Source organism: Streptomyces sp. NPDC026246, from assembly GCF_055567995.1.
On sequence record NZ_JBVHPJ010000005.1, the window covers coordinates 81545 to 105754 of the forward strand.

Annotated in this window: 25 protein-coding genes; 13 read left to right on the plus strand and 12 right to left on the minus strand. The window is 72.2% G+C overall.

Translation table 11 applies throughout. The features are described from left to right. The first annotated feature begins 178 nt into the window (after window positions 1-178). From ACZ4M5_RS15000 to ACZ4M5_RS15010, 3 genes are all read left to right on the plus strand, one after another. Complete coding sequence (locus tag ACZ4M5_RS15000) at window positions 179-1258, plus strand: ABC-2 transporter permease (RefSeq protein WP_467737356.1); 1080 nt, start codon at window positions 179-181, stop codon at window positions 1256-1258. Window positions 1259-1342: 84 nt separating this feature from the next. Next, window positions 1343-2125, plus strand: coding sequence for a hypothetical protein (locus tag ACZ4M5_RS15005; RefSeq protein ID WP_467736730.1), 783 nt, complete (start codon window positions 1343-1345; stop codon window positions 2123-2125). Between the two features lie 233 nt (window positions 2126-2358). Beyond that, the gene (locus tag ACZ4M5_RS15010; RefSeq protein ID WP_467736732.1) at window positions 2359-2760 is read left to right on the plus strand and encodes a hypothetical protein; all 402 of its coding nucleotides are present in this window, start codon (window positions 2359-2361) and stop codon (window positions 2758-2760) included. A gap of 248 nt (window positions 2761-3008) precedes the next feature. Here the strand turns inward: ACZ4M5_RS15010 and ACZ4M5_RS15015 are convergent, their stop codons facing one another. Then, complete coding sequence (locus ACZ4M5_RS15015) at window positions 3009-4208, minus strand: serpin family protein (protein WP_467736734.1); 1200 nt, start codon at window positions 4206-4208, stop codon at window positions 3009-3011. Window positions 4209-4268: 60 nt separating this feature from the next. Further along, window positions 4269-4901, minus strand: coding sequence for a TetR family transcriptional regulator (locus ACZ4M5_RS15020; protein ID WP_467736736.1), 633 nt, complete (start codon window positions 4899-4901; stop codon window positions 4269-4271). 197 nt (window positions 4902-5098) lie between these two features. Between ACZ4M5_RS15020 and ACZ4M5_RS15025 the strand changes: the two genes are divergently transcribed. After that, window positions 5099-6259 (plus strand): alkane 1-monooxygenase, encoded by a 1161-nt coding sequence (locus ACZ4M5_RS15025; RefSeq protein ID WP_467736737.1) that lies wholly within the window; start codon window positions 5099-5101, stop codon window positions 6257-6259. A 94-nt stretch (window positions 6260-6353) separates the two neighbouring features. Here ACZ4M5_RS15025 and ACZ4M5_RS15030 read toward each other — a convergent pair whose 3' ends face one another. Together ACZ4M5_RS15030 and ACZ4M5_RS15035 are read right to left on the minus strand one after the other, a co-directional pair. Beyond that, complete coding sequence (locus ACZ4M5_RS15030; protein WP_467736739.1) at window positions 6354-7376, minus strand: SDR family oxidoreductase; 1023 nt, start codon at window positions 7374-7376, stop codon at window positions 6354-6356. 133 nt (window positions 7377-7509) lie between these two features. Next, entirely contained in the window at window positions 7510-8559 is a 1050-nt protein-coding gene (locus ACZ4M5_RS15035) for an aldo/keto reductase (protein ID WP_467736741.1), read from the minus strand. A gap of 76 nt (window positions 8560-8635) precedes the next feature. Between ACZ4M5_RS15035 and ACZ4M5_RS15040 the strand changes: the two genes are divergently transcribed. After that, complete coding sequence (locus ACZ4M5_RS15040; protein WP_467736743.1) at window positions 8636-9178, plus strand: TetR/AcrR family transcriptional regulator; 543 nt, start codon at window positions 8636-8638, stop codon at window positions 9176-9178. A gap of 194 nt (window positions 9179-9372) precedes the next feature. Here ACZ4M5_RS15040 and ACZ4M5_RS15045 read toward each other — a convergent pair whose 3' ends face one another. Beyond that, window positions 9373-10575: a heparin lyase I family protein gene (locus ACZ4M5_RS15045; RefSeq protein ID WP_467736745.1), complete on the minus strand. Its 1203-nt coding sequence runs from the start codon at window positions 10573-10575 to the stop codon at window positions 9373-9375. 298 nt (window positions 10576-10873) lie between these two features. Here ACZ4M5_RS15045 and ACZ4M5_RS15050 point away from each other — a divergent pair, with 298 nt between their 5' ends. Further along, the gene (locus tag ACZ4M5_RS15050) at window positions 10874-11416 is read left to right on the plus strand and encodes a GNAT family N-acetyltransferase (RefSeq protein WP_467736747.1); all 543 of its coding nucleotides are present in this window, start codon (window positions 10874-10876) and stop codon (window positions 11414-11416) included. Between the two features lie 71 nt (window positions 11417-11487). On the opposite strand, the gene ACZ4M5_RS15055 is transcribed toward ACZ4M5_RS15050, so the two are convergent. Together ACZ4M5_RS15055 and ACZ4M5_RS15060 are read right to left on the minus strand one after the other, a co-directional pair. Then, the gene (locus ACZ4M5_RS15055; protein WP_467736749.1) at window positions 11488-12417 is read right to left on the minus strand and encodes a PaaX family transcriptional regulator C-terminal domain-containing protein; all 930 of its coding nucleotides are present in this window, start codon (window positions 12415-12417) and stop codon (window positions 11488-11490) included. Next, window positions 12414-13091, minus strand: a complete 678-nt coding sequence (locus ACZ4M5_RS15060; protein ID WP_467736751.1) for a GNAT family N-acetyltransferase — start codon at window positions 13089-13091, stop codon at window positions 12414-12416. The genes ACZ4M5_RS15055 and ACZ4M5_RS15060 overlap by 4 nt, the downstream gene beginning before the upstream one ends. A gap of 174 nt (window positions 13092-13265) precedes the next feature. Between ACZ4M5_RS15060 and ACZ4M5_RS15065 the strand changes: the two genes are divergently transcribed. Then, window positions 13266-14249, plus strand: coding sequence for an alpha/beta hydrolase family protein (locus tag ACZ4M5_RS15065; protein WP_467736753.1), 984 nt, complete (start codon window positions 13266-13268; stop codon window positions 14247-14249). 324 nt (window positions 14250-14573) lie between these two features. Beyond that, window positions 14574-14939: an STAS domain-containing protein gene (locus ACZ4M5_RS15070; protein WP_467736755.1), complete on the plus strand. Its 366-nt coding sequence runs from the start codon at window positions 14574-14576 to the stop codon at window positions 14937-14939. A gap of 63 nt (window positions 14940-15002) precedes the next feature. On the opposite strand, the gene ACZ4M5_RS15075 is transcribed toward ACZ4M5_RS15070, so the two are convergent. After that, window positions 15003-15572, minus strand: a complete 570-nt coding sequence (locus tag ACZ4M5_RS15075; protein WP_467736757.1) for a hypothetical protein — start codon at window positions 15570-15572, stop codon at window positions 15003-15005. A gap of 193 nt (window positions 15573-15765) precedes the next feature. Between ACZ4M5_RS15075 and ACZ4M5_RS15080 the strand changes: the two genes are divergently transcribed. After that, window positions 15766-16971 carry a cysteine desulfurase-like protein gene (locus tag ACZ4M5_RS15080; RefSeq protein ID WP_467736758.1) on the plus strand — a complete coding sequence of 402 codons (1206 nt, stop codon included), beginning with the start codon at window positions 15766-15768 and terminating at the stop codon, window positions 16969-16971. An 88-nt stretch (window positions 16972-17059) separates the two neighbouring features. Here the strand turns inward: ACZ4M5_RS15080 and ACZ4M5_RS15085 are convergent, their stop codons facing one another. Then, a complete protein-coding gene (locus tag ACZ4M5_RS15085; RefSeq protein WP_467736760.1) occupies window positions 17060-18550 on the minus strand; it encodes an FAD-dependent monooxygenase in 1491 nt (496 codons plus the stop codon). Window positions 18551-18720: 170 nt separating this feature from the next. Here ACZ4M5_RS15085 and ACZ4M5_RS15090 point away from each other — a divergent pair, with 170 nt between their 5' ends. Continuing rightward, window positions 18721-19317 (plus strand): TetR/AcrR family transcriptional regulator, encoded by a 597-nt coding sequence (locus tag ACZ4M5_RS15090; protein WP_467736762.1) that lies wholly within the window; start codon window positions 18721-18723, stop codon window positions 19315-19317. A 74-nt stretch (window positions 19318-19391) separates the two neighbouring features. Here the strand turns inward: ACZ4M5_RS15090 and ACZ4M5_RS15095 are convergent, their stop codons facing one another. Then, window positions 19392-19604, minus strand: a complete 213-nt coding sequence (locus ACZ4M5_RS15095; RefSeq protein WP_467736764.1) for a hypothetical protein — start codon at window positions 19602-19604, stop codon at window positions 19392-19394. 79 nt (window positions 19605-19683) lie between these two features. Between ACZ4M5_RS15095 and ACZ4M5_RS15100 the strand changes: the two genes are divergently transcribed. The 3 genes from ACZ4M5_RS15100 to ACZ4M5_RS15110 are packed head-to-tail and all read left to right on the plus strand — an operon-like array spanning window position 19684 to window position 22018. After that, window positions 19684-19950 carry a hypothetical protein gene (locus ACZ4M5_RS15100; RefSeq protein ID WP_467736766.1) on the plus strand — a complete coding sequence of 89 codons (267 nt, stop codon included), beginning with the start codon at window positions 19684-19686 and terminating at the stop codon, window positions 19948-19950. Window positions 19951-20003: 53 nt separating this feature from the next. Beyond that, on the plus strand, window positions 20004-20693 hold the full coding sequence (locus ACZ4M5_RS15105) for a response regulator transcription factor (RefSeq protein ID WP_467736768.1): 690 nt from the start codon (window positions 20004-20006) through the stop codon (window positions 20691-20693). After that, window positions 20690-22018 carry a sensor histidine kinase gene (locus tag ACZ4M5_RS15110; RefSeq protein ID WP_467736771.1) on the plus strand — a complete coding sequence of 443 codons (1329 nt, stop codon included), beginning with the start codon at window positions 20690-20692 and terminating at the stop codon, window positions 22016-22018. The genes ACZ4M5_RS15105 and ACZ4M5_RS15110 overlap by 4 nt, the downstream gene beginning before the upstream one ends. A 7-nt stretch (window positions 22019-22025) precedes the next feature. Here ACZ4M5_RS15110 and ACZ4M5_RS15115 read toward each other — a convergent pair whose 3' ends face one another. Together ACZ4M5_RS15115 and ACZ4M5_RS15120 are read right to left on the minus strand one after the other, a co-directional pair. Beyond that, the gene (locus ACZ4M5_RS15115; protein ID WP_467736773.1) at window positions 22026-22880 is read right to left on the minus strand and encodes a CAP domain-containing protein; all 855 of its coding nucleotides are present in this window, start codon (window positions 22878-22880) and stop codon (window positions 22026-22028) included. 258 nt (window positions 22881-23138) lie between these two features. Then, window positions 23139-24209, minus strand: a complete 1071-nt coding sequence (locus tag ACZ4M5_RS15120; RefSeq protein WP_467736775.1) for an alpha-hydroxy acid oxidase — start codon at window positions 24207-24209, stop codon at window positions 23139-23141. Window position 24210 lies beyond the last annotated feature (1 nt).

A 24210-nucleotide genomic window follows, 5' to 3' on the forward strand; every position in this document is an offset into this window, starting at 1 on the left:
CCGTGTGTTGGTGGAGGGGCAGCGCTGCCCGGGGCGTGACGATGGAGCCGGAGCTCAAGACCGCCGTACCGCGCTGACCGAGCCGTTGATGCTGCTCCGGACGAGCGGTGACGTGCGCGTGCGGCGGCGACCGGATCCGCACGACCTAGGACGGGCGAACGTGCACGACAATCCCGAGGTGGCCGGCGACGGCCGGGAGGCGCTCCCGGAACACGAGAGCCGAGAGGGCCGCTGGGGCCGTTTCCGCGGGACGCCGTGGTGGCCCGCGACCGTGCTGGTGTTCATCCTGGCCGCGGCGGCCGGGCTGTTCGCCTGGTCGTACACGTACGCCATGGCCAATCCGACCCCGCACCAGCTCCCCACGGCCGTTGTCGGGCCGTATCAGGAGGAGCGCGGCCGGGCGTTCCTCGCGGGGCTGGGCACGGCACTCAACTCGTCCATGCGCACCCGAACCTACGACTCGCGGGCGGCGGCCCTGGAAGCCGTCGAGGAGCAGCGGGTCTTCGCGATCTTCGAACTGGGCGGGGACGGGCGGCATGTCCTGCTGGACGTCTCCTCCGCCTCCGGTGCCTCGGTGGCCGAACTGCTGGCGCAGGCGGCGCCGGCGGTGGGGCGGGCGACCGGGGTGTCGGTGACCGTCCGGGACGTCAACCCGCTCCAGAACGGCGACCCGCGCGGTCTGGCCATCTTCTACGTCTCGCTGGCCGCGGTGATCATCGGCTTCGTCGGTGCGATCCAGCTCAGCGTGCACGCCCGGGCGCTCACCCCGCTCGAGCGGATCGCCTTCACCGCCGCCTACGCGCTGCTCGGCGGTTTCGCCATCGCGGCGGCAGTGGACTGGCTGCTCGGCGCGCTCGATCTGCCGTTCGTGGAGTCGTGGCTCATCCTGGCCCTCACCATGTTCGCCAGCGGCATGACGTTCACCATGTTCAACACCCTGGTCGGCCGCTGGGCGATGCTCCCGACCTGGGGCGTCATGGTCCTGCTGGGCAACCCCTCGTCGGGCGGTGCTGTCTCGTGGCCGCTGCTGCCGTCCGCGCTGGGCGTCATCGGGCGCTGGCTGCCGCCCGGCGCGTCGGTCAACGCGCAGCACACCGCGGTGTACTTCGCGCGGCACCAGCACGCCTTCCCGTTCCTGGTGCTGACGGGCTGGGCGTTGGTGTCCTGTGCGGTGTTCTGGACCTGGCGGCACCGCCACCCGGGCGGACGGGACCGGCAGCCGGCCGAGGACGCGGCACCCGACGGCGCAGGAACCTGACGCGCCCGCAAGGAACTTGGGGGGTGCCGCCGCCGCCTCCCCGCGGCCCTGACGTAATCTCCTCCCACGAACAGGGGAGGGATCATGCCAGGTAGAACGGCCGGAACGGCCGGCATCGTGGTCGGTGCCACGGTTTTGACGCTGCTGTCCACCACCGTGGCCCACGCAGAGGGTCGTGGAGACATTCGCGTCACCAAGGCCGTCGTGAACGGTGGCAACAACGTCATCGTCGGCACGACCGCACGCGTCACCTACCCGATCGCCATCACTATCCGGGACAACTCAGGAGTGAAGGGCCTGACCCGCGTCAGCGTGTTCAACACGTCGAACGGGTGGGGCTTCAGCGACTGGGTGGACACCAAGTGCGAGGCGAAGAGCTCCACCACGTCGGTGTGCACGGCCAAGATGACGGTCGTCCCGGCGTGGCTAGACGACGCCGTGCCGGGGGACTCCAACGTCTCGGCGGGCGTCTGGCAGGTCAACGCCACAGTCAAGGCCAAGGACGGTGACTACTGGATCTCCGACCACATCGCCGAGTTCAAGATGAAGCGGGCGTCCAGACTCACCACGGACGCCGCCCCTGAACCGGTGGCCAAGGGTGCCGCGCTCACCGTCACCGGCAAACTGTCCCGGGCCAACTGGGAGGACCTGAAGTACCACGGCTACACCGGGCAGAAGGTGCAGCTTCAGTTCAAGAAGGCAGGCGCCACCCGGTACAGCACCGTCAAGACGGTGAAGACGGACGGATCCGGCAAGCTCAGCACCAAGGTCACCGCCGCCTCGGCAGGAACCTGGCGCTGGTACTTCCCGGGGACCACCACGACCGCGCGAGTCGTGTCGACCGGGGACACCGTGAACCTGAAGTAGCCGTCCGCTCGCAAACGGGTGTGATGTCCAAGAGGAGCCAGACTGTCACGTGGACGGAGACCGTCCACTACGGCTCGCCCAGCTCCGGCAGAGGCGGGGGCGGGGGCGGGTGGTGGTGACGGAGGCGGCGGAAGCTCAGTGGCCGCGCTCATTGCCTACCTCCTCTGGCTGCTCAGCCTTTTCTTCTAACCAGCAAGGGATCGACAGGAACAAGTGACACACGGATGAGACAGGTGTCGACCAGTTGGACCGCTATGACGGTGATGTGCGCTGCCCTTTTCGCGCCTCTGACCGGATGCGTGCAACAGGGGAAACCAGCGGCACCTGTCTCGTCCGCAGACGTGGTCGGCCGCTGGAGCGGCACCTGCGGGGCAATCCTCGACGTCTTCAAGGGCGGCCGGTTCAGCTTCACCGACTTCCCATCGGGAGAGGGACCGCACGACGAGCGGCGCCTCGACGGCAGCGGTACGTGGTACCTGTACCGCGGAGGGAAGGACGCTTTGCCCCCTTCTCTCAACCTGGAGTACAACAGGACCCTGTTTCCCTTGCTCTTCACCCATTCGTCCGACGGCGCCCTCACCGCGATGCGGTTCGAGGAGGAGGACCGTACCTGCTCCTTCACACGGAAGGGATAGCCGTCGGTCGGCGGACCGGCCGTCTCCTCGACCAGGGCTACGATGACACCTCGTCCTGGTCGAGCACCGGACCACCGGGAACACGAGCGCCCGGCACGGTCGTCCAAGAAGGTGGTGACCGCTGCTGTCCTGGCGGCGGCCACCACGTGGAGCACGGTCATGATCGTGTGGGGCCCGCGCCGCCGCTGGTCCTGCTGCCCTGCTGGGCCTGCTGTTTATGTGGCCAGCCAAGTATGTGCCGTGCGGACTCACCCCTCGTGCTCGCCGTCGTACTCCGGTGACGGCAGCGGATCGGTGACCCAGCCCGCCGTCAGCACCAGTCCCGTGTGACGATGCACGGCGAGAAAGCCGAAGGGCCGGTCGAAGTCGGCACGGATGCGGGTGGTGACGTATCGGAGGTCGGGGAGGCCCCCGCCGGCCTCGCCGAACGCCGTCACCACGGCGGCCTCGAAACCCGACGCGTGGAACCGCGCCATCGTGCTCTGCCCGGCCGACCCCACGGCGAGCGGGAAGTCGCTGATGCCGGGGAAGTGCCCGCGCGAGGTGTCTCGCGCCGTCGTGAGCCCGAACAACTGATGCAGCCTCATCAGGTCGTGGCGGGCACTCATGTCGTACGCCACGGTCGTCACCTCCAGCGACGGCGGCTCCGGCCGCGTGCACCGCACCCTCTCGACCGTCAGGCCCGGGCCCACCGACCCCAAGGGCAACTGCGGCCCGCGCACGACCGCGTGCCGGCGGGCGAGGAGGTCGACCCCGGCCTGGAGCACCTGCCCCGGCTTCATGGCCTCTTCACCGAGCAGCAGGTGCACGTCCAGGGCGTTGTTCCCCAGCACCTTCACCTCGGTGACGTGCCCGCCAGGTGTGTCCGCCACTGCGACCCGGTCGAGCACGGCGCTGGAACGCCGCAGCGCCAGCCGCGGCGTGGTGGCCCACGGCTCGTACGCCGTCTCCAGTTCCGTTTCGTGGAAGGGACTCAGCCACCGCGTGCGCAGGGCCAGGGCACTGGCCAGCACCATCTGCGTGTCCTTGGTCAGCGTGATCGGCATGCGGCCGACCAGGCCACCGGTCCGCTTCACCGTCCAGGTGTCCAGCGCCAGTCGATCGGCCACGAGGTCGCCGGTGAGCACCCCGTGAGCGTCGACTGGCAGCCCCTCCTCCCACGGGACCTTCAGCTGCAGCGTGCGCTGCGTCCACAGCCCCACAGCGGTCTCCAGCCCCCGCATGGCACCCATCGCTGTCAGCAACTCGCGCGCGGCGGCCGGAGCCTGCCGGGCGTCGAGCCCCAGAGCCTCCGCCAGCTCGGACCGCGCCCGGCCCTGCGCCCCGTCGGCCAGGTGAGCCAGCAGCGGCCACACCCCCGCGGCCGAGAACACCGTGCCGCCGTCCGAGACACCGGCCCACCGCGCGGTCAGCCCGTTCACCGCGCGGACCGTCGTCGTGAGTCCCACGCCGCCCCCTCACCCGTGCGCCTGCGACGCCATCACAACACCCAGCAGCAGTGCGCCAGTTCAGCGCAGCACCTTCAGTATCGCCAGGGAGAGGCGCTCCGCGGTGTCGTGAGCGTCTGCGCCCGGCAGGACGAGGTGGCTGAGGGTCATCCGCACCGCGATGTCCGCGGCGACGTCGACGAGCATCTCGTCCCGGGCGGGGAAACGCTCCGCGAGCCAGCCGCGCAGCAGGTCCTGCGCCACGTCGAAGACCGGGTCGGCGCGTGCGGTGAGGTACGGCAGCAGGCTGTCGGAGCCCTCGCGCGCTGCCAGGACGACGGCCCGCACGAGGGGGTTGCGGTGGGCCTCGGTGAGGACGAAGCGGATCGCCGCCTCCAGCGCGGCACGGGTGTCCGGGAGCCCTGGCTGGAGGACCGCAGCCACGCTGTCGAGGAACGCCTGGGTCTCCCTGACGACGAGAGCACGACCGAGACCGGCCCTGTTGCCGAACTCCTTGTAGACCGACGGCCGGGACACCTCCGCCGCGGCGGCGACGGCCGACAGGCTCACCCCGTCCCAGCCCGAGTCGCACGTCAAGTCGCGTGCGGCGTCCAGCACCCGTTGCCTCATCTGCTTGCGCCAGGCGACCCGCGGCGGATCGGGTGCCTGCGTGCCGGTGTCCTGGGGTGTCGCCGTGTGTCCGTGTGCCGCCATGGCCCCAGTCTGTCAGGGCCGCCCAGGGCGGGCGCGGCGCGGCCTCCAGCCACCTGACGGGCACTCAGAACGTTGACACCGTGATCTCCCTTGTCAGCGGTCCGGCCTCTTGGCACGCTCGGTGCTCCCCCCAAGGAAGTGCGCCCCCGCCGTCCCCGCGGGAGGGCGGGGGCGCACTGTGCTCACCAGGAGGTGTCATGCCGCATCGTCGGGGACTAGAGGTCCAGCGGTGGCGTGATCCGAAACGGTATCTGTGGCTGCTCGCCCTCGCCGTACCCACGCTGCCGTTCCAGGCGGGCGGTCTCGTCGCCCTGACGGGCGTCGGGGCGCTGTGGTGGTGGGGGCCGGTCTTCGCCTTCGTCCTGCTGCCGGTGGTCGACCACGTCACGGGCAAGGACAGCGCCAATCCGCCCGAGGAGGTCATGAAGGCCCTGGAGGCGGACCGGTACTACCGCTGGTGCACGTTCCTCTATCTGCCGCTGCAGTTCGGTGCCCTCGTCTGGGCCTGTGGGCGGTGGGCCGGGGGCGAGCTGTCGGTCGCGGAGAGCCTCGGGCTGGCCGCGACGACCGGGGTCGTGGCCGGGGTGGCGATCAACACCGCTCACGAACTCGGCCACAAGCGGGAGCAGCTGGAACGGCGGCTGAGCCGCATGGCGCTGGCGCAGAGCGGCTACGGACACTTCTACGTCGAGCACAACCACGGCCATCACATCAGGGTCGCCACGCCGGAGGACCCGGCGAGTTCGCGGATGGGTGAGAGCTTCTGGCGCTTCCTGCCGCGGGCGGTGGTGGGCAGTCTGCGTTCGGCCTGGATCCTGGAGAGCCGCCGGCTCCAGCGCCGCAACCGACGAATCTGGAGCCTCCACAACGACGTCCTCACGTCCTGGGCGCTGACTGTGGCGCTGTTCGCCGCGCTGGGCTTGTCCTTCGGCTGGACCGTCCTGCCGTACCTGCTTCTTCAGGCCGTACTGGGCTTCAGTCTCCTGGAGACGGTCAACTACCTGGAGCACTACGGGCTGTTGCGGCAACGCCGGCCGGACGGCCGCTACGAGCGGGTCGCGCCCCGTCACAGCTGGAACAGCAACAACACGGTCAGCAACCTGTTCCTCTTCCAGTTGCAGCGCCACTCCGACCACCACGCCAATCCGCTGCGGCGCTACCAGACGCTCAGGCATGTCGAGGAGGCACCCCAACTGCCGTCCGGCTACGCGACGATGATCGTCGTGGCGTGGTGTCCACCGCTGTGGCGCCGCATCATGGACCCTCGACTGCACCGGCACTACGCGGGCGACCTGTCCAAGGCGAACGTCCGCCCCTCCCCCGGCGCGCCGATCACGGCCCCGACCACCCAGGGGTGAGCACGACCACCGGGCTGCCCAGCCGGTCCTGAACGCCGGCTTCACGGATGCTTCGGACGGCCGCGCCAGGGCTCGGGCTTGCGCGGCGAAGCGGTCAGCTGCCGATGCCGTGGGCGAGGAGGCTTTCGGCGGTGTCCGCGATCGTGTCCTCGATGGGGCGCGCGGTCCAGCCGAGGAGCTTCTCCGCCTTGGCGCCGGTGGCGTCGAGGTCGCGGCCGAGCTGGTGCTTGAGCAGGCGCAGTTCGGGGTTCGCGAGGGCGAGGCCTCGTGTGAGCCAGACGGGCAGCTCGCGCGTGGGCACGTGCGCGGCGCGTTCGCCGAGGCGCTCGCGCAGGATGCGGGCGATGTCGACCACGCGAAGGCTCGGTCCCGCGACCGCGAGGAAGCGTTCACCGGCGGCCGCGGGGTCCGTCATGGCGCGCAGGTGCAGGTCGGCGACGTCGCGGACGTCGACGTAGCCCATGCCGAAGGGCGGGCAGGCGGGCACCTTCCCTTCGAGCATCCGGCGCACCAGACGCAGGGAGGGCGGGTCGTCCGAGCCGAGGAGGGGCCCGAAGACGCCCACGGGATGCACGGCGGCCAGCTCCATTCCTCCGCCCTCCTCGGCGATGAACTGCCAGGCGGCTCGCTCGGCGAGGGTCTTGGACCGCTGGTAGGGCGGGATGTCGGCGTCGACGTCGGTCCAGTCCTCCTCCGTGAACGGCGTCGACCGCTGCGGGTGACCCATCCCGACGGCGCCGAAGGAGCTGGTCAGGACGGTGCGGCGGACGCCGGCGTCGCGTGCGGCGCGCAGGACCCGCAGTACGCCTTCCCGGGCCGGGACGATCAGGTCGTCGTCGGTGGCGGGGGTGTGGCGCAGGGTGGGTGAGGCGACGTGGAGGACGTGGTCGCAGTCGGCGACGGCGGCGTCCCAGCCGTCGGCCTGCTGCAGGTCGGCGCGTACGACGGTGAGGCGGTCGTCGTCGAAGGGTGCCGCTCGGTGCAGCCAGGAGCGCAGGGCCGGTTCGCGCCGCAGGTCACGGACGGTGGTGCGCACGGTGTGACCGGCGTCGAGCAGGGCCAGGATGCACCAGCTGCCGATGAAGCCGGTTCCTCCCGTGACCAGTACCCGTGTCATGTGTCTCTCCTCAACTGGTGCTTCATGCGGGGCGGGTGGTGGGTGTGGGTGTGACGGGGTGTCGCGGGGGTGTGGCCCAGCGGGATGAGCAGGCCGCCGGCCCGGGCGGTCGGCCCGGGGCGGGCGACGGGGTTCATCGCAGGGACATGCCGGGGACGCGCCGGCGGATGGCCTCGAGTTCCGCTTCGTCCGAGACACCCTGCCAGTCGTGGCGCGGGGTGTAGGGGGCTTCCAGGGCGCGGACCTCGTCGTCGGTGAGCTCGACGTCGAGGGAGGCGACGGCCTCGTCGATCTGCCGGACGGAGCCCGCACCAACGAGGGGTGCGGTGACGACGGGCCGGCCGCGCAGCCAGGCGAGCGCGATCTGTGCGCGGCTCACACCGTGCGCCTGTGCCACCTGACCGACCGCGTCGATGATCGCCTTGTTGGATGCTTCCTGCGCCGGCGAGTAGAGCAGGTCCGCGTAGCTCCCGTCCGTCTCGGAGCGGGCGGTCGAGCGGGCGTCGTCCCAGGCACGGGCGAGGCGGCCGCGCGCCAGCGGGGACCAGACGAGGGTGCCGACGCCTTCGTCCAGGCACAGCGGGATCATCTCCCGCTCCTCCTCGCGGGCGAGGAGGTTGTAGTGGTCCTGCATCGACACGAACCGCGCCCAGCCGTTCTGCTTCTGCAGGTGGAGGGCCTTGGCGAACTCCCACGCGTGCATGGACGAGGCGCCCAGGTAGCGGACCTTGCCTGCCTTCACCAGGTCGCTCAGGGCCTCGAGTGTCTCTTCCCACGGGGTGGAGTGGTCGTTGCGGTGTATCTGGTAGAGGTCGATGTAGTCCGTGCCGAGACGGCGCAGCGAGTGGTCGACCTCGGTCATGATCGCCTTGCGCGACAACCCTCGTCCGTTCGGTCCCAGCCGCATGGGATGGCGCAGCTTGGTGGCGATCACCACGGCGTCGCGGTCGGCGTACTCGCCGAGTGCACGGCCGAGGATCTCCTCGCTGGAGCCGTTGGAGTACAGGTTCGCGGTGTCGAAGAAGTTGATGCCCGCCTCGAGCGCGTGCTTGATGAGCGGCCGGGCCTCTTCTTCGCCCTTCGACCAGACGGGGTGCCCGCGGTCGGGTTCCCCGTACGTCATGGCGCCGATGGCGATGGGTGACACGTCGAGGCCGGTGGTGCCGAGCTTGATGTAGTGCATGACGCCCCTCTAAAGTAAGTGGAGAGCTCTCCGAATACCGTAGTGGAGAGCTCTCCACTTAGCAAGGGGAGGTCTCGTGGTCCGTTCGGACGCCCGTGAGAACAGGGCGCGCATCCTCGCCGCCGCACGCGAGGCGCTGGCCGAGGACGGCAGCACGTCGATGAACCAGATCGCCCAGCGGGCGGGCGTCGGGCCGGGCACGCTGTACCGCAACTTCCCCACCCGCGAGGCGCTGGTGCTGGCCGTCTACCAGGACGAGGTCACCCGCATCGTGGGCACCGTGCCCGATCTCCTCGCCGCGCTGCCGCCGCTGGAGGCGCTGCGCACGTGGACGCTCGACCTGGTCGAGGCCATGCGACGGAAGCACGGCCTCGGCGACGCTCTCGGGCCGGGCGCCCACCAGGCGATCAGCGAGCAGAGCTACGGCCCGGTGATCGCCGCGATCTCCGAGCTTCTCGACGCCGGCAAAAGGGACGCGAGCATCCGGGCGGACGCCGACGCCGGCGACTTCCTCCAGCTCACCGGTGCTCTGTGGCGCGCCGCCACCACCCCCGAGGACCGGGCTCCCCGCATGCTCGCGCTCATCCTCGACGGCCTGCGAGGGCAGCCGCAGCCCTGACGGCCGGCTCCGGGGAGCCGGTCGGCGCCGACGTCCCCAACGTCCCGGGCGTCCTCGGCGTCCTCGGCGTCCCTTGCGTCCTCGGCGAGTCCTAGTGAGGAGATCCCGCGGCAGCGCCCCGCACGGGACGGGTGCCGTGCGAGGCGGGTGCCGTGCGGGGCGGGGCTGGTCGCGGACCCCCGGGGGGCGGCCGGTCAGAGTCCCAGAGAACTCGTTTCGGTGATGCTCGCCCAGTCGTTCTCGGGGTTCGCCCAGAAGGAGATCTTCAGATAGCGGACGTCCAGAGGTCCGGTGGTGAACAGGACGGTCTCGGGCGCGGTGGTCGTCCCCGAGCTGCGGCCTTCCCACACCTTGGTGTACGAGACGCCGTCCTGCGAGGCGTGGATGGTGTAGTCGTTCCACCGCAGGTCGCCGCGGTGCCAGGCCACCGTCGCGCCGCACAGGTGGCGTTGCGTGCCGGCGTCCAGGATGAGTGCCGCGCCGAAGCCCTGACCGGACCAGCGGGTCGTCAGGTCACCGTCGACGGCATGGGCGGGCGGGTTCGCCGGTTCGTGGGTGGTGGCGGTCGCTGCCGTCACCGGTGCGGCCCGGGCGCAGGTCCGCTGCGGTGCGACGTCCTTGTGGACGGCCCGCTCGTCGCCCAGGCGCAGGGCGTCGTAGTGCAGCACGCGCTGGGTGGTGCTGGACGGGGCTCCGGTGTTCCAGTCCCATTTGTAGATGCCGAACTTGAAGTAGGGCGAGCGCGGTCCGCCGTCATGGGTGGCGCCGGTGCGGTTCACGACCCGTTCGCCGTTCTTCCAGACCTGCAGCACGCCGCTGCTGTCGGCGCGCCAGGTGACGTGGAAGACCCAGTCCACCCAGACACCGGTGCTGTACGCCCCCAGGTCGATGAACTGGCCGCGGAAGTCGATCTTCCAGCGCCCTTCGTCGGTGAGCAGCGCCAAGGGCGGTGAACCGCCCGGGCAGCCCACGTCGCACTGGTGCCACTGGCTCACGATCTCGGCCGAGGTGTCATAGGCCCAGCTCGACGCCAGGTTGATGCTGAAGCCGTACCATCGCTCGGCATTCGCCGGCTGCTCGTCGCGCTGCGATATCTCCGCCCGTTTGCTGCCGGAGACGACCGGGTCGGTCTTGCGCAGCTCGAAGCGGGCCCCGTGGGAGCCGTCGCGCGTGGGGCCGGTGACGTTGGTGGCGCCGTACGACGTGCCCCACTGCTTCAGGAAGTTGGGCGGCGCGGTGGTGGGGAGCGTGCGGTCGGCCGCCTGTTCCCAGTCGAGGGTGCGCAGGACTCCGGCGGGGTCGGCCGCCGCCGGCTGCGCGGGCGACAACGCGAGTGTCGCGGTCAGCACGGACATGACGACGGTCAGGAGCCAGGCTCTCGGGCGTGATCGTTTCATGGTGCGACTCCTCTCGGGGACGCTGAGCGGACGGTCGCGGATGGGCGACGTCCGATGGCGGGCCCCGACTCTTCCCCCGGGTGGAGATGCGGGCAAGGGCCGACCACAGGGCGCGCGGAGCATCCGGGCCTCGATGCGCACCACCGACGGATGGCCCACGCCGCCGACACAGATGGCCGTACGGATGGTGCGACACCGTGTAGACACGGGAAGTACAGGGCTGGTCGGAGCGTCGTCGTCACCGCTCACCTCCCCCACCCGAGCACACCCCGCTGGAGCGGTGCGCTACGGTCCCGCCATGACCGACCCCGGATCCGTCGCCTGGCCGCCTGCGGCGATCAGGACCGAACGGCTCGTGCTGCGCCAGTCGGAGGCCGGGGACCGCCGGGCGTTCATCGACCTTTTCGCCTCGCCGCAGGTGCACACCTACCTCGGTGGCCCGCGCTCCCGCGACGAGCTCGAACGCGTGGTCCCCGAAGTGCCCGGGCGTCGCCCGGGCGTCTTCGTGGTCGCACTGGACGGCGCGATGATCGGCACCATCACCCTCCTGGACAGGCGCGACGCCACCCGTCCGGGGCACGTCCGCCCGGAGGGCGGGGAAGCCGAACTCGGCTACATGCTGCTCCCCGAGGCGTGGGGACGCGGGTACGCCGCCGAGGCGTGCGCAGCGGCACTCGACTGGTTCGCCGTCGAACTCCCCGGCGAGCCGGTGGTGCTGTGCACCCGGACCGCCAACTCCCGTTCCGTGCGCCTCGCCGAGAAGCTGGGGTTCAGCGAGGTGGAGCGGTTCGAGGAGTGGGGCGCCGAGCAGTGGTTCGGCGTGTGGACCCCGGGCACCTGAGCAACCGCGTCACCGCCGTCGACTCGGATGAGGTCCGGGCGGCCTGCCGGGCGTCCGGCGTGGGCGCGCTGTCAGGATGCCTCGGGTGGGGCGCCGAGGGTGTCGGCGTAGAGCCGGAACAGGCGCAGGCCCTCCGGCCCGTCGGGGCCGGGCCGGGACAGGCGTTGCCAGCAGTCGGCGGTGAGCCGGCGTGCGTGGGTGCCGGGCCACGGCTGGGGCAGTAGCTCCGGGGGGAGCAGCGGGTCGGGTCGCACGGCCGCGGTGAACTCCGCCGCGAGTTCGACCGCCATGGCCAGCCGTCCGGCGGCCACGCGCCCGGTGTCGTCGGCCGCTTGCGGCGCACCCAGTGCGGTCAGGCAGTGCCGCGCGAAGACATCGAGCCGCTCGTAGCGCGCGGCGATCTGCTCCAGGGGCCACAGCTCGGCGGCCAGGGCCGCCGGTTCGGTGAGGGCGCCGAGGCGCAGGTCGGTGCTCGTGAGGAAGGTCAAGGAGTCCAGGACGCCCAGCCGGCGGGCGTGGGCCTCGACGATGTCGGTGACCGGGTTGGCGGTGACGTAGAGACCGCCCTGGAGGGGGGCCGCGCCGAGGTGGAGGAGCGTGTCACGCAGGGCGTCCCGGGTGGTGCGGCGCGATTCGGGGATGGCGAAGGCGAACAGGTGCCACACACCGTCCCAGGGGACCTGCCCGGCGTCCTGCCGGTAGGCGTGCCGCACGTAATCCGCGTCCGGGGCGAGGGCGCCGGTGGGGTCGGCCACGGCCCGCAGCACGGCCTTGCGTCCGCGCCCGTCCTGGGTGAACCGGCCGTCGGCGACCAGGCGTTTGATGCACAGCCGCACCTGTTGGTCGGTCATGCCCAGCAGGCTCGCCACGCTGTACAACTCGCCGGCGTCGACGGTGCCGTCCTCCCGCACCAGTGCGTGCACGAGCAGCCGGGTGGGCACCTCGGGGCGGGGAGGGCCGTCCGCATGGGCACCCGTGGTGAGGGTGCCGGCGGCCGTCATCGCACGCCCCCGCCGGTCCGGTCCGCCCGGGTGACGGGGCGGTACATGGTCGTCACGGCGCCGAACCCCATCAGGCGGCGCAGGTAGGGCGTCTGCTCGGTGTGCCCGGCGACGAAGCCGTGCCGTTCGTACAGGGCCCGGGCACGGGGGTTGGTGTCGATGACGTCCAGACGGATGCGACGGCAGCCGTGGTCGGCCGCGATGGCGGCGACCTCCTTCAGCAGCAGGCTGCCGATCCCGCCGCCCCGGTGCCGCGCGTCCACCGCGATGCCGTCCATGACCAGTTCGCCCTTCCGGGGCGTGCGCTCGAACAGGGCGAGCACCGCGACCCGGGGCAGGCCACGGAAGAGGCCGTAGGTGGACACCACGTCCCGCACGCCGCCGCCGGTCAGCGCGCGCCCGCCGAGCTGGTATCCCGCCACCCCGACCACCTTCCCGTCGGCGAGGGCGGTCACCCCCCGGTCGTGGTTCAGGTGTGCGGCGATGAAGGCCCGCCCGGTGTCGGGAGGGTTGAGTGCCGATCCGAGTTTGCGGCCGAACGCCTCCCAGTACAGCGCGGCCACCTCGCCCTCGGTTCCTTCGGGCACCTGGCGTCGACACTCGACTCGCGGGGTCCAGCCCTCACCGGCCCGTCCCTCCTCCGTCGTGCGGCCCTGCGGGTTCACCGGCTCCATGCGCGGCTGCTCCCCTCTCTCGTCCTCGGCGCCTGACTCTATCGAGTGTAGTACGTTCATTATCCATACGAGCGTTTTCTGAACGATAGATCGGAGGGCCGGGTGCTGAGGCGACGGGAGGGGGTCCGCGCGGGGCGCGGGCGGCGGGGCCTGTTGTGGGTGCTGGTGGGGGCCGTGTTGGTGGCAGGCGGTCTCGGCGGGATCGTGGTGTGGCAGAACACTTACGCCCTCCGCGAGGAAGGCGTGGCGCTGCGGCACCACGGTCATCGCCTGGAGGGGGTGCTGGCCCGCCCGCCCGCAGGCGACGGACCGTTCGGACTGGTGGTCTTCGTGCACGGCGACGGGCCCGTGGACGCGACGCACGACACCTTCTACCGGCCCTTGTGGGAGTCGTTCGCGCGGGCGGGGTACGCCTCGCTGTCGTTCAGCAAACCCGGCGTGGCGGGGTCGGAGGGCGACTGGCTGGAACAGAGCATGGACGACCGCGCCGAAGAAGCCCTCGCGGCGGTCGCCTGGGCCCGCAAGCGTCCCGACATCGACGGGCGTCGCATCGGACTGTGGGGAGCGAGCCAGGCCGGTTGGGTGCTGCCGAAGGCCGCCGCTCGGGACCGGGGCATACGCTTCGTCATCGCCGTCTCCCCTGCCGTCAACTGGATCCGGCAGGGCCGCTACAACCTGCTCGCCGAGCTCCGCCGGGACGGTGCCGACCAGCGACAAGTCGAGCAGGCGATGCGCCGCCGCGAGACGACTCTGCGGCTGCTGCGCCGGGGCGCGACCTACGAGGAGTACCGTGCGGAAGTCGGCGGCTCCGCCGACATCTCACCCGGCCGATGGCGCTTCATCGCGGCGAATCACACCTCCGACGCGGTCGCCGACCTGCGTGCCATGAGGGGAACTCCCGTCCTGCTCGCACTGGCCGGCCACGACGTGAACGTGGACGTCGCGGAGACCGAGGCCGTCTACCGCGAGATCCTTCCCGCCTCCACGCTGCGCGTCCAGCACTACCCCGACGCCACGCACTCGCTGGTCGACCACGACACCGAAGGCTCGTCGCTGCGGCTGACCGCGACCGCCGTGTTCGCACCGCGAAAGTTGTACGCGGCGGGGTTCCTCGACCGTCAGGCCCGCTTCCTGCGGCGACTCGGCGCGGGAGAGTGAGTGGCGCGAACGCCCCCACCGGCAGCGCGCACGGCTGGGGCCGGCGGGTTCGAGCACGGCGACGAGTTCGGACGCCACGCCAGGGACGCCCGCCGGCGCGCCGCGCGCACCACGTCCCCAAGGCCGGGCCTTCGTCGCGTCCCGCGCGTGTGCCTGCCCGGATCCTCGTTGCCGCCCGGCGGGTTGGGCTGGGTCGGCTGCCCGTGTCCGGGCAGCCGGCCGGCCGGGCTGTGTCGGCTGCCCGTGTCCGGGCGTACGGTGGGGCACGATCGTGTCACGCGCTCCGCCCGGCAGGGCGGGCCCAGATCCGCAGTCGAGGAGACCGTGTCCCACACTCAGCGTCCGGACCGCCCGCACCACCTCTCCGCCGAGCACCACGAGATCGACGGAGTACGTGTCGTGACCTTGCGGGGCGAGATCGACCGCGATGTCCAGGACGTGCTCCGCGAGGGCCTGCTGGGCGAAGCCGGTATGGCGTCGGCGCGGATCGTCGCCGATCTCAGCGGCGTCACGTTCATGGACTCCAGCGGCGTCAACGTCTTCCTCGCCGCCCATCTGCAGACCGAGGCCGCACAGGGGTGGGTACGCATCGCCGGCGCACAGCGGCCCGTCCTGCGCGTGCTGCAGATGACCGGCGTCGACACGCTGATCGCGTGCCATCCGACCATCGAGCAGGCGCTGACCGCCTGACCACCGCGGTGTGCGGGGCCGCATGGACGATGCGGCCCCGCACACCCGCCTGAACGGCTTCTCCTAGCGCGTCCGCCGGGTGCTGCCCGGATCCCCGACACGCGTGGCCCGCAGGTCGAAGGCGAACGCTTCACCGCAGGTGAGCGGCACCTGCCGGCCCAGCACGTGCACCGTCACCTCGGCGGCGAGCGGGGTCCGCCATCCGTTGGCCACCACCTTGCCCCAGGGTTCCGGGTGCACTTCCCGCACCCGCACGCGCGGCCCCGACGCCTCGTACGAGCCCTCCACACGGGCGAACTGCCGGTCCGCTGCCGCCTCTTCGACCCGGCTGTACTCCACTCGGCCGGAGATGACGCCCCGGTCGAACAGGCCGCGCTCGACGGGCCCGCCGCCCCCGTACCGCTCTCCGTCGGCTTCCACGGACAGACTGACGTGGGTGCCGAAGGCGGAGTTCTCGTACAGGTCGAGCGACACCTCCATGCCGTCCCGCTCCGCCTGACACGCGACGGCGTGCCCCTTCTCCAAGGTGACTCTGAGCCACGTGTCCCGGCCGTCGGCTGCTGCCGCCGGCGTAGCCGTCAGCAGTGTCGCAGCGAGCGCTCCGGTGATCGCTGCTCGCTTCCCTACCTGCATGCCGCACTCCCATCCGTCGTGTGTCGGTGAACTCCGTGCCAGTTGGACTCACGTAGGGCGGATGAGGATGTAGGGAATCACCGAGCGCGTATCGGCGCCCGTCGGCGGGACCGCCGGGGACGCGATCTCGCCTCCGTCCAGCCGATGATGTTGACTCGTTCTCCTGGGCCGGACCTCGACAGGAGCTACGACATTGACGTACGACATCGCCGCGCTGCGCTCCCGCTTTCCCGCACTGGCCGCCGGGACCGTCCACTTCGACGGGCCCGGGGGCACGCAGACGCCGCAGCCCGTCATCGACGCCGTCGCCGACGCGCTGGCGCGGCCCCTGTCCAACCGCGGGCAGTACTCGCTGGGCGAGCGCAACGCCGAGGCCGTCGTCACCGGAGCACGCCGGGCCGTGGCGGACCTGCTGGGCGCGGACCCGGCGGGGGTCGTCTTCGGGCGCAGCGCCACCCAGCTCACCTACGATCTCGCCCGCACCCTCGCCGCCTCGTGGGTGCCCGGCGACGAGGTCGTCGTCACCCGGCTCGACCACGACGCCAACATCCGCCCCTGGGTGCAGGCCGCTCAGCGGGCCGGCGCCACCGTGCGCTGGGCCGGGTTCGACCCCGCCACCGGGGAGTTGACGGCCGACGACATCCGCGCCGTCCTGTCCGAGCGCACCCGGCTCGTCGCCGTGACCGCCGCCTCCAACCTGATCGGCACCCGCCCTCCGGTCGCCGAGATCTGCCGCCTGGCCCGCGAGGCCGGGGTGCTCACCCATGTCGACGGCGTCCACTACACCGCGCACACACTGGTCGACCTGCCGGCGCTGGGCGCGGACTTCTTCGTGTGCTCCCCGTACAAGTTCCTCGGCCCCCACCACGGCGTCCTGGCCGCCCGGCCCGCGCTGCTGGAGACCCTGCGCCCCGACAAGCTGCTGCCCTCCAGCGACGCGGTTCCCGAACGTTTCGAACTGGGCACTCTGCCCTATGAGTTGCTCGCCGGCACCCGTGCCGCCGTCGACTTCCTGGCCGGACTCGACCCGAACGCCACGGGCACCCGGCGCGAACGCCTGACGGCCTCCTTCGCGGCACTGGAGGGACACGAGGGCACCCTGCGCACCCAGCTCGAGAAGCAACTCGCCGCGCTCCCCGGCGCCACCCTCCATTCCCGGGCCGCCGACCGCACCCCCACCCTCCTGATGACCTTCGAGCAGCACGACACCGCCGACGCGTACCGCTTCCTCGCGGCGCGCGACATCCACGCCCCCTCCAGCCACTTCTACGCCATCGAGACCTCCCGGCACCTCGGCCTGGGCGACACCGGCGGTCTGCGCATCGGACTCGCCCCCTACAACAGCCCGCAGGACGTCGACCGGTTGCTGGCGGCGCTGACCGAGTTCCTGGAGCAGTGAGCTTGAGGCGTCGTCCGCGGCCCGGGGCTCGCGCGCCACTGCCCGATCGCGGTCGCCGTCGCGGTCGCGGTCGCGGTCACGGTCGCGGTCACCAGGCCAACGCCCTGTCGATGTCGGCGGCGTCCGCGGACTCCGCCGCCCAGGAGACGTATCCGTCGGGCCGCACCAGGACGGTCGTCCGCCGGTCACTCGCCCAGTGCGCCACGGTCAGCCATCCCTCGCGCACGCCGGGACCCTCGTACGTCCCGGGCGTGATGAGCACGAACCGTCCGCCGCGCAGCGCCTCGTAGAGCCGGCCGTCCTTCAGGGCGACGTCGGGGGCCCGGGTGCCGGTGAGGCGGTGGGCGCCACGGGGGGCGGGGTAGGCGTAGCCGACACCGGTGATCTGCCCCAGGGCCCTGCGCCGGACGGGCGGGGCCATGTCGACGCACGCGGAGACCAGGGCGCGTACGGCGCGCAGCAGCGGGTTGCGCGCGCGGGCCAGCCGGACCAGTCCGCCACTGCTGCGCAGCACCGCCCGGCCGATCGGGTGGCGCTCGGCCTCGTAGGTGTCGAGGAGCCCGTCGGGCGCCCGGCCCTGGAGGGTCGCGGCGAGCTTCCAGCTCAGGTTGGCGGCGTCCTGGAGCCCGGTGTTCATGCCCTGCCCGCCGGCCGGGGAGTGGATGTGTGCGGCGTCCCCGGCGAGGAAGACCCGCCCCACCCGGTAGTGCGGTGCCTGGCGCTCGTCGCTGTGGAAACGGGAGAGCCAGCGGGCGTCGTGCATGCCGTAGTCGGTGCCCATGGCGCGGCGCGTGATCGCCTTGACCTCGTCGAGGTCGAGCGGCGCGTCGTCGGAGACCTCGTTACGCCGGTTCCAGCCCATGACCCGGTACCAGCCGTCGCCGAAGGAGGCGATCATCGCGAAGGTGTCGCCACGGCCGTTCACGGTGAGGACGCTCTCGGGCTTCTCGGTCAGCCGCACGTCGGCCAGGATCAGCGACTTGATGACGGACACGCCGGGGAAGGCGAGACCGATCGCCTCCCGCACGGAGCTGCGGTGACCGTCGGCGCCGACGACGTAGGCCGCTCGGCGGGTGACGACCGTCCCGTCGGGGCCGCGCACGTCGAGGTCGACACCCTCGTCGTCCTGCCGCAGTCCGACGACCTCGCTCTCGTACGCGAACTCGACGCCGGCCTCCCTGGCCCGCCGCTCCAGGAGCCGCTCGACCTCGTACTGCGGGGTGACGAGCAGGAACGGGAAGCGGGACGGCAGCGTGCTCAGGTCCAGGGAGAGCCGACGGAAGAGCCGGAGGCCGGTGAGGGTGTCGCCGGTGGCGACCAGGTCGTCGGCGAGCCCGCGGGCGTCGAGCTGCTCCAGGGTGCGGGCGTGCACCCCGAAGGCGCGGGAGAGGTTGCTGATCCCGTGCGGCCGCTTCTCGACGAGGGTGACGGTGACACCGGCGGTGGCGAGGTCACCGGCCAGGAGCAGACCGGTGGGGCCGGAGCCGACGACGATCACGGTGTGGTGGGTGGCGGCGCCCTTGCTGTTGCGGCCGCCCGTGCCGGTTCCCGTGCCCGTGCCGGTGCCGGTTGCGTCCATGGTGGCCTCCTGGTGCCGACGCCTACGCGTCATCGACGGCTTGCCAACGAATGTTGGCCAACGCTTGTTGACGACGGTAGCGAGCCCGCGAAGCCGATGTCAACACGTGTTGGCCAACAATTGTTGGCGAATGCTGGTTGACCTACAGGCGTTGGCCTACGCTTGTTGGCATGAACGGCAGCGACAGCATCCCGGCCCCCGGCTCCGACGCCCCCCGCCGCTCCGACGCCACGCGCGGCGCGATCCTCGCGGCCGCCCGCGAGCGCTTCGCGACCGACGGTTACGAGCGAGCCACCATCCGCGCCATCGCCAAGGACGCCGCCATCGATCCGTCGATGGTGATGCGGTACTACGGCAACAAGGAGGGCCTGTTCGCCGCGGCCGTCGCCATCGACCTGCGACTGCCGGACGTGAGCGGGGCGGACCGCCGGCAGGAGGCCGGGCGCATCCTCGTGGAGCACTTCCTCGACATGTGGGAGACCAACGAGGTCCTCACCGCCCTGCTGCGGGTCGGCGTGACCAATCAGGCCGGGGCCGAGCGCATGCAGACGATCCTGCGGGACCAACTGCTGCCGGTCGCCCGGCAGGTGTGCCCCGACCCCGAACAGGTACCGGCGCGGGCGGCGCTGATGGCGTCGCAGCTACTGGGGCTGGCGCTCACGCGATACGTGCTGCGGATGCCGCCCGCGGTGGGGCTGGCGCGGGCGGAGGTCGTGGCATGGCTGGCACCGACGATCCAGCGGTACCTGAGCGCACCCAGTCCGTGACCCCGACCCACGACCCCCGGCCCTCTCTCCCTTGTCGTCTCTCGCGACCGCGGTGAGAAGCGCGGGGCACACGATCACCACGACACCTCACGCACCTTCGCCCCGCTCTGCGGCACAACCGTGGCGGTGATCTCCGAGCGGTGGCGGTTCGCCGAGAACGTCACCGTCAGCGTCTGCGCCTCGGTCCGGCTCGTGCTCACCGTGAAGCCCCGGTTCGGCACCGCCGAGATCAGGCACACCGCGTCCTCGCCGAACCGCACGGTGGCCTTGCCGCCTTCGGACGGCACCGTGTAGACGCCGGCGCCGCCGTCCTCACACCCGTCGCCGCCCCCGCCGGCCGGCCCCTCGGAGGCAGTGGGGCGGGCCGTGGGTGCCGCCGTCGGCCTGGGCGTCGGGGTGGGGGCGGTCGCCGCCTCGCTGCTCCGGGAGGGCGGGCTGGGTGTGCGGCTGCTCGCCGAGGGACTCGGGGAGGGCTTCGCAGTGGTGGGGCCGGGCCGCGGGGACCTCACCGGCTCGCTCGGCGCCGACTGCGCGACCGGCGCGGTCGGCCGCGTCGACCCCACGACGAAGTGGATCGTGACGATGACAGCCGTGACACTGGCTGCCGTGCAGACCAGCCAGATGATCAGGTAGCGCAGGAGGCGGGACACGACACCATAGTGACGGACCGGCTAACGTGCCTGCTCATGGCCTCCGTACTTGTCGTCGAGGACGACCCCGTCATCCGGGCCGCGTTGATCGAGGTCCTGACCGGTCACGGCTACGCGGTCCGGACCACCCACCAGGGTTTCGAGGCGCTGCGCGAGATCACCCAGAGCCCACCGGACATCGTCGTCCTGGACCTGGGTCTGCCCGACCTCGACGGTCTCGACGTGCTGCGCATGATCCGGGGCATCTCCCGCGTGCCCGTCCTGGTCGCCACCGCCCGCGACGACGAAGGAGAGATCATCCGGCTGCTCAACGCAGGCGCGGACGACTACCTGGTCAAGCCGTTCTCCGGCGGTCAGCTCGCCGCCCGGCTCGCCGCCGTACTGCGGCGGACCGTGCCCGCGGACGTACAGGCGGCCAGGCGGCCCGTCCTCCAGGTCGCCGACCTGCGCATCGACCCGACCGCGCGCACCGCGCACCTGGCCGGCCGGGAACTTCCCCTCACCCGGCGCGAGTTCGACCTGCTCGCCTATCTCGCCGCCCACGCCGACCAGGTCGTCTCGCGGCAGCGCATACTCGCCGAGGTGTGGCAGCAGCCGTACGTCGAGGACCAGACGGTCGACGTCCACCTCTCCGCGCTCCGCCGCAAGATGGGCGAGGAGGCACGAAAGCCCCGCTATCTGCGCACCGTTCGCGGTCTGGGCATCAAGCTGGTCAGCTCGCCATGAGACGTGCCCTCGCCGGGATCGCCCTCGCCGTCACCTCGATGGTGGCCCTCTCCTTCCTGATCCCCCTCGCTCTCCTCGTGCGCGAACAGGCCCGGGACCGGGCCACCACGGCCGCCGAGCAGCGGGCTTCCGCGCTGTCCCCGGTGCTGGCCCTCACCACCCGGCGCGCGGACGTGCAGCAGGCCGTCGCCGAGCTCGGCTCGTCGGACCAGCTCGTCGTCCGGCTGCCCGACGGCGGGTTCGTCGGCACCCCGCACGCGCCCCGGGCGACGCTGGACCGGGCGGTGCGGGGACGCGAGACGCTGGCCGTGGACACGTCCGGGGGGTGGGTCTACCTCCAGCCGGTCGTTCTGCAGGGCGACCGGGTCGCGATCGTGGAAGCCTTCGTGCCCGCCGCGGACCTCACCCGGGGTGTGGCGGCGTCGTGGGGCGTGATGGCGCTTCTCGCGCTGGGTCTGGTCGGCGGCTCGGTACTCGTCGCGGACCGGCTCGGCGCTCGCGTCGTCCGTTCCTCACGCGGTCTCAAGCGCGCCTCACTGGCCCTGGGCTCCGGCGACCTGGACGTGCGTGTCGAGCCCGACGGGCCGCCCGAACTGCAGGAGGCCGGTGCCGCGTTCAACACGATGGCCGACCGGTTCCTCGACCTGCTCGCCGTGGAGCGCGAACTGGTCGCCGACCTCTCGCACCGGCTGCGCACCCCGTTGACCGCCCTCTACCTGGAGGCGGACCGGATGGGCTCGACGCCCAGCGCGCGGCGGGTCGCCGAGGCGGCGGGCCAGCTGGAGAGCGAACTGGACGCCATCATCGCCGCGGCCCGTACACCGCTGGCGTCGGCGCAGCCGGCCCGTGCGGCGACAAGCGCGGCGAAACCGTGCGACGTGGCCGAGGTGGTCGCCATGCGCCTGGACTTCTGGTCGGTCCTCGCCGCCCAGCAGGGACGCCCGTACGAGCGTTCCCTCACCCCGCGCCCGGCGCCCGTCGCCTACCCCGAGGACGACCTCGCGGCCGTCGTCGACGCCCTGATCGGCAACGTCTTCCGGCACACCCCGGAGGGCACCGCCTTCGCGGTACGCGTGGAGCGGGTCGACCGGCATGCGATCCTCACGGTCGACGACGCGGGGCCGGGCGTGGCGGACCCGGACGCGGCGCTCACGCGGGGCGTGAGTGTCGGCGGGTCGACGGGGCTGGGTCTGGACATCGTGGCCCGGGCGGCCGGCGCGGCGGACGGTGAGATGACGATCACCCGCGCGCCGCTGGGCGGCGCGCGGGTGCGGGTGTCGTTCGTCCTGGCCGACGCGGGCGGCGCCGGGGGCGGACAGCGGTGAGGCGGGGTCAGCGACCGGCGCCGAAGTTCTGCGTCCACCAGGGGCCGCCGTCGCCGAAGTGGACGCCCACGCCCAGCTCCTTGAAGGAGCAGTTGAGTATGTTCGCGCGGTGACCGGGGCTGTTCATCCAGGACTTCATCACCGACGCGGCGTCCGCCTGGCCGCGGGCTATGTTCTCGCCCAGGGTCGACCACTGGTATCCCGCGGCCTCGACCCGGGTCGTCATCGTCGAGCCGTCGGGCCCGGTGTGGGACATCACGCCGCTGCTCGCCATGACGTCGCTGTAGTCGTCGGCGGCCCGGGTGAGCCGGTCGTTCGCCGTGACGGGTGAGCAACCCGCCGTGGCCCTCTCCTTGTTGACCAGCGCCAGCACCTGGGCCTCGGGCCCGCCCGAAGCGGACCCGGAAGCAGACCCGGAGCCCGCTCCGGTGCCGCCGGAGCTCGTGCGGCCGGCACCGCTCGCCGTCCCGCCGCGGCTGCTCCTGGCCGCCGTGCCCGCGGGTGCCCCGGGCGCGGCCTCGGTGGCCTTCCGCCGGGGAGGGGTGGGGCTCGCCGGCTTCTTGCGCTTCTCCTTCGGCTTCGCGCTCGGTGAGCTGCTCGCCTTGGCGCTAGGGCTCGCCGAGGCCGAGGCGAGGGGCGTCGCGCTGACGGTCGTCTTCGCGGCGCCCGGCCTCGTTCCGGTGCCGTCGGCGACCACCCGGTCCGATCCGCCGCCGTCCTGGCCGCCCGCGACGGCCACCGTGATCCCCACGCCCGCGATCGCGGCGACGGCTCCGATGGCCAGCGCGGGACCGCGTGCCTTCAGCCCACTGCGGGGACGGGCGTGGAAGCGGGACGGGCGGGCGGCTCGACGGGAACCCATGCAGGACACCTCGGTCTGTCGGTCGGCTGACTCGCCCCCCGAGCCCGGTGGCCGCGATCGCGGCCACCGGACCTGTGGGGGGTGTTCGAGAGCCTAGGACCCGGCCGGGGCGGGAACCGCAGTTCGAAGGTCATCTTCAAGAAGCCTTAAGAGAGCCGCCAAAGTCCCCTGAGGAACGGGGCGGTGCCGTCCCGGCCGACGGGTCGGTGCCGTCCCGGCCGACGGGCCGGACCGTACGGCAGCCGCCGCCTCGACGCGTCAGGATCCGCCGTGCAGCAGGTCCGCGTCGATGTCCGCCGGGCGCGCGCAGCCCGCGAGAGCCATGGCCGTCGACAACTGCGTACGGTACGAGTCCAGCAGCGCCGTCACCCCGGCCGCCCCGCCGAGCGCCAGGGCCCACACCACCGGGCGTCCCAGGAGTACGGCGCGTGCTCCCAGGGCCAGGGCCATGAGGACGTCGGTGCCCGTGCGCACGCCGCCGTCGACCAGCACCGGTACCTCCGCGCCCACGGCCGCCGCGACGGCGGGCAGTGCGTCGGCGGTGCTCGCCGCACGGTCCAGCTGCCGGCCGCCGTGGTTGGAGACGATCACCCCCGCCGCTCCCGCGGCGACGCACGCCTTCGCGTCGTCGGCCCGCAGCACGCCCTTGACCAGCACGGGCAGTCCGGACATCCGGTGCAGCCGTTCGATGGCGTCCAGTCCGAGCGACGGGTCCTGCTCCCAGCCGGGCAGCCGGGTCCCCACCCCCACCGAGCGGCACAGGGGGTCGTCCTCGGGAAGCGGCAGCGGAAGCCCCGACGTCGCCCTGGGCGGTACGTAGGGGGCGTCCACCGTCAGGACCAGCGCACGGGCCCCGGCCGCGACGGCCCGGTCGACCTGGCCGCGGGTGACCTCGGCGTCCCGCAGCCAGTACACCTGGAACCACCAGGGGCCGGCGGCCGCGGCGACCTCCTCTGGGTGGCGGGTCGCCCGGGAGGAGAGCACGAGCAGTGAACCGGCTGCGGCGACGCCGGCCGCCGTGGCCGTCTCACCCTCGTCGTGCGCCATGCGGTGGAAGGCGGTGGGCCCCGCGAGCACGGGGGCCGTCAGCCGGGTGCCCAGCAGTTCGACGCTCGTGTCGACGGACGAGACGTCGCGCAGCACCCGGGGCAGGAGCCGCCGGCCGCGCCAGGCGGCTTCCGCCTCGTGGGCGCTGATCTCCTCGTCGGATCCCGCGGCGTAGAAGTCGTACGCCGCGGCCGGCAGTACGGCCCTCGCCCGCGCGGCCAGGTCCGGCGCCGCTCTGATGCCGAGGTCCTGCGCCCCGGGTCCCGACGCGGGTTCCGCCATC

Excerpts from the sequence above, each read along its gene's own strand:
- ACZ4M5_RS15005 (WP_467736730.1), top strand. The coding sequence starts at position 1,343 with ATGCCAGGTAGAACGGCCGGAACGGCCGGCATCGTGGTCGGTGCCACG.
- ACZ4M5_RS15020 (WP_467736736.1), bottom strand. The coding sequence starts at position 4,901 with ATGGCGGCACACGGACACACGGCGACACCCCAGGACACCGGCACGCAG.
- ACZ4M5_RS15025 (WP_467736737.1), top strand. The coding sequence starts at position 5,099 with ATGCCGCATCGTCGGGGACTAGAGGTCCAGCGGTGGCGTGATCCGAAA.
- ACZ4M5_RS15030 (WP_467736739.1), bottom strand. The coding sequence starts at position 7,376 with ATGACACGGGTACTGGTCACGGGAGGAACCGGCTTCATCGGCAGCTGG.
- ACZ4M5_RS15035 (WP_467736741.1), bottom strand. The coding sequence starts at position 8,559 with ATGCACTACATCAAGCTCGGCACCACCGGCCTCGACGTGTCACCCATC.
- ACZ4M5_RS15045 (WP_467736745.1), bottom strand. The coding sequence starts at position 10,575 with ATGAAACGATCACGCCCGAGAGCCTGGCTCCTGACCGTCGTCATGTCC.
- ACZ4M5_RS15050 (WP_467736747.1), top strand. The coding sequence starts at position 10,874 with ATGACCGACCCCGGATCCGTCGCCTGGCCGCCTGCGGCGATCAGGACC.
- ACZ4M5_RS15055 (WP_467736749.1), bottom strand. The coding sequence starts at position 12,417 with ATGACGGCCGCCGGCACCCTCACCACGGGTGCCCATGCGGACGGCCCT.
- ACZ4M5_RS15060 (WP_467736751.1), bottom strand. The coding sequence starts at position 13,091 with ATGGAGCCGGTGAACCCGCAGGGCCGCACGACGGAGGAGGGACGGGCC.
- ACZ4M5_RS15075 (WP_467736757.1), bottom strand. The coding sequence starts at position 15,572 with ATGCAGGTAGGGAAGCGAGCAGCGATCACCGGAGCGCTCGCTGCGACA.
- ACZ4M5_RS15085 (WP_467736760.1), bottom strand. The coding sequence starts at position 18,550 with ATGGACGCAACCGGCACCGGCACGGGCACGGGAACCGGCACGGGCGGC.
- ACZ4M5_RS15090 (WP_467736762.1), top strand. The coding sequence starts at position 18,721 with ATGAACGGCAGCGACAGCATCCCGGCCCCCGGCTCCGACGCCCCCCGC.
- ACZ4M5_RS15105 (WP_467736768.1), top strand. The coding sequence starts at position 20,004 with ATGGCCTCCGTACTTGTCGTCGAGGACGACCCCGTCATCCGGGCCGCG.
- ACZ4M5_RS15110 (WP_467736771.1), top strand. The coding sequence starts at position 20,690 with ATGAGACGTGCCCTCGCCGGGATCGCCCTCGCCGTCACCTCGATGGTG.
- ACZ4M5_RS15115 (WP_467736773.1), bottom strand. The coding sequence starts at position 22,880 with ATGGGTTCCCGTCGAGCCGCCCGCCCGTCCCGCTTCCACGCCCGTCCC.
- ACZ4M5_RS15120 (WP_467736775.1), bottom strand. The coding sequence starts at position 24,209 with ATGGCGGAACCCGCGTCGGGACCCGGGGCGCAGGACCTCGGCATCAGA.